The following is a 4,180-nucleotide window of genomic DNA, read 5'->3' as shown; positions in this document are numbered from 1 at the left end:
GAGTTGCGCGCCCGCGGCGTCGGCGCGGCGAACGATGCCGAACGCGCCGCCTTCGCGGCCGAGCGTGCCCGCGCCGAGGCCGCCGGCGCGGTGTCCGAGGCGGAGGAGGCCGATGCGCTCGCCGCAGCCGCTGCGGCCGATCTCGAGGTCGCCGAGGCCCAGGTGCGTGCGGCTACCGCAACGGTCGAGCAGCGCGTCGCGCAACGGCGGCAGATCGAGGTCGACATCGAGCGAAGCGTGATCCGCTCTCCCATCGCGGGCGTCGTGGTGAACCGCCAGGTGAATGTCGGCCAGACGGTCGCTGCCTCGCTCTCCGCGCCGACGCTGTTCCTCATCGCCGGCGACCTCGCCGAGATGGAGCTCTGGGCCACCGTCGACGAGGCCGATATCGGTCGCGTGCGCGAGGGGCAGACGGTGCGTTTCTCCGTCGGAGCCTGGCCGGACGAGACCTTCGTCGGCGAGGTGCGAACCGTCCGCCTCGCCGCGACGGTGACGCAGAATGTCGTGACCTACACCGTCGTCGTCGCCGTTCGGAACGATCACGGCAGGCTGATGCCGGGAATGACGGCGACGATGCGGATCGAGACCGACCGGCGCGACGACGCGTTGCGCGTCCCCTCCGCCGCGCTGCGCTTCCGTCCACCGGGCAGCGGCCCAGCCCCGGCCGAGCCAGGGTTCGGTGTGGTCCACGTCCAGGGCGAGGGCGGGCGGCTCACCCCCATCCGCGTGCGCACCGGCGTGGCCGATGCCCGCTTCACCGAGATCGCCGGTGTGGAGGAGGAGGGCGAGGCCCTGCTTCCCGGCATGCCCGTCGTCATCGGCATCGCCGCCGAGACGGCGCCGCGCCGCAGCGCCGGGATCAGGCTCGGGTTCTGAGCCGTGCGGCCCCTCGATATCCTGCGCGCGGGAACCGACGCGCTGTCCGCGCACCGGCTCCGTGCGGCGCTCACCGCCTTCGGCATCGCCGTCGGCGTCGCTGCCGTTATCGCCATGGTCGCCGTCGGCAAGGGCGCGCGCGAGCGCATCCTCGATACCGTCAACACCATGGGGGTGAACGTCATCGCCGTCTGGAATGGCTCGGCGCGGGTGGCAGGCGCCCATGCCGGAACGGGTATGCGGCCGCGCCTTGTCTATGACGATGCCGAGCCGATCCGCGCCATCCCGGGCGTCGAGCGCGTCGCCGTGTCGCTGAGGGCCAACCAGCAGGTCGTCGCCGGGCCGCGGAACTGGAACGCGGTGGTGCAGGGTGCGACGCCGGAATGGCTCGAGATACGCCGCTGGGGGCATACCGATGGGCGGCTCTTCACCGAGGCCGAGCATGCGGCCGGGGCGAAGGTGGTGCTGCTCGGCGCCTCCGTCGCCCAGAGGCTATTCCCGAACGAGGACCCGATCGGCAAGCCCGTGCGCATCCGCCAGACGCCCTTCGAGGTCATTGGCGTGATGGAGCGAAAGGGCCAGAGCATCGACGGCGCCGACCAGGACGACATCGTGTTCGTGCCGTTCTGGGCGGCGCGGCGGAGCCTGTTCGGAGCCGATGGCGGCCATGCGCGGCTGATCGGCTCGCTCGTCATCCAGGCTGCCGAGACGACCGACAGGGCCGTCGTCGTCGAGGAGATCCGCCAGATCCTGCGTGCGCGGATGCGCGTGCCGCGCGACGGCGCAGACCCGTTCGTGGTGTTCGACGTCACCGCTGCCGCAGCCGCGCGCGACGAGGCGGCGGAGATGCTCGGCAGCTTCCTCGCAGCCGTCGCGCTCGTGGCGCTGTTCGTCGGTGGCATCGGCGTGATGAACGTGATGCTCGTCTCCGTCACCGAGCGCACGCGCGAGATCGGGCTCAGGATGGCGATCGGCGCACGGCCGAGGCATGTGCTTGCGCAGTTCGTCGTCGAGGCGTCGCTTCTCGCGCTGATCGGCGGGGCGGCGGGCGTGCTGCTCGGCGTCGCTTCTGCCGCCGCTCTGTCCGCGATGGCGGGCTTTCCCGTGGTGCTCGACCCGGCGGCGGGGCTACTCGCGCTCGGCGTGTCGGCTGCGGTGGGGCTCGCTGCCGGACTGTACCCCGCGATCCGCGCGTCGAGGCTCGATCCGGTGGTGGCGCTGCGCGAGGCGTAGTCGCCACCCGATAACGCGACTGCCGCGGCCTTCCGGCGCCGCCTTCCTGCAAAGGCGGGCCATCCGGCTCTGGGTAGCGCCGGATCCGCCGGTCTCCGACGTCCGGACCGATCGTATCGGTCATCCGTTCCGTCACTGAACGATCATCCCTCTGTCATGCCCCTGCAACGGCGAGGTGGGACACCGTCGGCACGCAACCGGACGGAGAAGACCCATGCGCCACGCACTCGGCCGCCGTGCCACGCTTGCTGCCCCGCTTCTTCTCCTCGGGCCTGCCGCGCGCGCGCAGGCCTGGCAGGGGCAGTTCCGCGAACTGCGGATGAGCCTCATCTCCTCGGAGAACGAGCGCGACGCCGTCGTGCGCTACCAGCCCTTCTCGGCCTACATGGAGAAGCAGCTCGGCGTTCCCTTCCGCGTCTACCGTGCGACAGACTATGCCGGCGCCGTTGAAGCGATGCGGTCGAACCAGGTCGAGTTCTCGCGGCTCGGGCCGGCGGCCTATGCGCTGGCGCGGAAGGTAATGGGCGAGCGTGTCGCCGCCATCGCACGAGAGCGCGACGACGCCGGGTCGGAGGGTTATTTCAGCGTCATCGTCGTCAGGGCCGACAGCCCGGCCCGGTCGCTCGCGGACCTGCGCGGCAAGAGCCTTGCCTGGGCCGACCCGAACAGCACCTCGGGCTTCGCCTTCCCGAGCTACTTCCTGCGCAAGGAAGGCATCGAGCCCGAGCGGTTCTTCTCCCGCACGGGCTTTGCCGGCAACCACGAGATGGGCGTGCTCGCCGTGGTCAATGGCAGCTACGACGCCGCGGCGACCTTCTGGAACAACGAGCGCCGTGGAAACGTTCCACGCATGGTGGAGAAGGGGATGGTTCCGGCCGGCGCCGCCCGCAATGTCTGGCAGAGCCCACTGATCCCCAACAGCCCCTTCGTGACGCGGACCGACCTTCCCGCCGCCCTGCAGGAGGCGTTCCGCGACGCCCTGCTTGCGATGCACGAGCGCGACCCCGCCGCTTTGCGGGCGCTCTCCTCCTCCACGCCGCAGATCGCCCCGGCCACGCACGCCGATTATCTCGACGTGATCGCGGTGACGGAGGAGAACGAGGCGAGGCGGCGACAGCGCCGGTCGTGACGGCAGCCGCCCTCTTCGAGCGCCGCTTCGCCGAGCACAGGGCAGCGAAGCGAAGGCTTGCCACGCTTTGGCTGCTGGCCTTTGCCGCCGCTCTCGCCCTGGCCACGCTCGTCGGCGAAGTCGATCCGGCACGGCTCGTCGCGGGATTGCCGAACATCGCGGCCTATGTCGGCCGCACGCTTCCGGTGCTGCGCGCAGACAGCCTTGCGGCCGATATCGGCGAATGGTTCTGGGCGCTCGATCTCTGGCTGATCCTGCTTGGCGACACGGTGCTCATGGCGCTGGTCGGCACGGTGTTCGGCGGCGCGCTCGCGTTGCTCCTGTGCTTCGAGGCCTCCGCGAACGTCGCGCGCGGACCGGTGAGCTACTTCCTTGCCCGCCGGCTGCTCGACATCCTGCGCGGCGTGCCCACGCTCGTGTTCGCCCTGATCTTCGTCTTCGCCTTCGGGCCAGGGCCGTTCGCCGGCGTGCTCGCGATCGTGCTGCATGTCGCAGGCGCTCTGGGAAAGCTTTTCGCCGAGGCGAACGAGAACGCCGAGGTCGGACCGCTCCAGGCCGTGCTCGCCTCGGGCGGAACCAGGGTCGAGGCGATCCGCTTCGGCGTGCTGCCGCAGGTCCTGCCGAATCACCTCAGCTACCTGCTGCTTCGCTTGGAGATCAATGTGCGCGAGGCCTCGATCCTCGGGATCGTCGGCGCGGGCGGCATCGGCGAGGAGCTCTACCTCGTCGTCCGGCAGTTCATCTATGCCGACATCAGCGCGCTCGTCCTTCTGATCGTCGCGACCGTCGCGATCGCCGACCTGGTCTCGAGCCAGCTGCGGCGACGCTTCATCGAGCCGACGCGGAGCGAGGCGCGCGCATGAGCGCCGCCTCGCTCGAGGCGTTGCGCGCCGCGCACCCGCGCGCGTTCGCACGGCCGCCGCGCGAGCGGCTGGCGCGCGC

The 4,180-nt window shown here is 70.9% G+C and carries 4 protein-coding genes; all 4 read left to right on the top strand.

All coding sequences use genetic code 11. The features are described from left to right. Positions 1-876: efflux RND transporter periplasmic adaptor subunit (locus FIF60_RS21275; RefSeq protein WP_144300293.1), on the top strand; the 876-nt coding region annotated here is incomplete at its 5' end. Between the two features lie 3 nt (positions 877-879). Continuing rightward, the gene (locus tag FIF60_RS21270; RefSeq protein WP_144300292.1) at positions 880-2,109 is read left to right on the top strand and encodes an ABC transporter permease; all 1,230 of its coding nucleotides are present in this window, start codon (positions 880-882) and stop codon (positions 2,107-2,109) included. A 214-nt stretch (positions 2,110-2,323) separates the two neighbouring features. Further along, complete coding sequence (gene phnD, locus FIF60_RS21265; protein WP_144300291.1) at positions 2,324-3,238, top strand: phosphonate ABC transporter substrate-binding protein; 915 nt, start codon at positions 2,324-2,326, stop codon at positions 3,236-3,238. Then, positions 3,235-4,101 (top strand): phosphonate ABC transporter, permease protein PhnE, encoded by an 867-nt coding sequence (gene phnE, locus FIF60_RS21260; protein ID WP_144300290.1) that lies wholly within the window; start codon positions 3,235-3,237, stop codon positions 4,099-4,101. Before phnD ends, phnE begins: the two co-directional genes overlap by 4 nt. The last annotated feature ends 79 nt before the right edge of the window (positions 4,102-4,180 follow it).

It is taken from the genome of Elioraea rosea (assembly GCF_007644105.1).
In the GTDB taxonomy this organism is placed as follows: Bacteria; Pseudomonadota; Alphaproteobacteria; order Acetobacterales; family Acetobacteraceae; genus Elioraea_A; species Elioraea_A rosea.
The sequence above is the reverse complement of the archived record's forward strand: the minus strand, read 5'-3'. Positions and strand labels throughout refer to the sequence as shown.